The organism is Janthinobacterium sp. BHSEK, from assembly GCF_056174685.1.
The window spans coordinates 1-509 of record NZ_JBWBYV010000209.1; the positions used below are offsets into that span (position 1 = coordinate 1).

Below are 509 nucleotides of genomic sequence, written 5' to 3' on the forward strand. Positions count from 1 at the left end.
CATGAGGTATATATGAAACGCCTTTCTCAGATTGCCGGTCTGTTCGTGCCGTGCCTGCTGCTGTGTCCCGTATCCGGCGCAGCCGACCAGAGCGATGCCGGCATGGCTGCGGTAGTCGTCAGCAGCACCAAGGACCCGGACTGGAAAACCTACCGCGCATTCACGGCCGGACTGGACATCTTCGACGAACAACGCCAGCTGGCACCGGACGCCACGCTGCGTTTCGTGCTGCTGCCCAAGGCCGCCAACGCCTCGCTCAAGGACATCAAGCTGCGCATCGCCGGCGACGAGTTAAGCATTCCGGTGCCGGTCGCGGCCGACGGCACGTTCACCGTGCCGCGCAGCGAAGCGGCCACCAGGGAGGACGCCGAATTGCTACTCAACCGCAAACCGGGTACCTTCCGATGGCGGCCAGACGTGCGCACACCCGGCGTGGCGGACAACGCCCGCCGCCTCGGCGACCTGCGGCTCGAATGCGCGGTGCGCTGGGCAGTCGAACAGTACGAGAC

General features: G+C 65.6%; 1 pseudogene. It reads left to right on the forward strand.

Features of this window, described 5'->3' with window-relative positions:
• Positions 1-12: 12 nt before the first annotated feature.
• Positions 13-509, forward strand: a pseudogene (locus AC0V2Y_RS28475) (hypothetical protein); the annotation flags it as partial.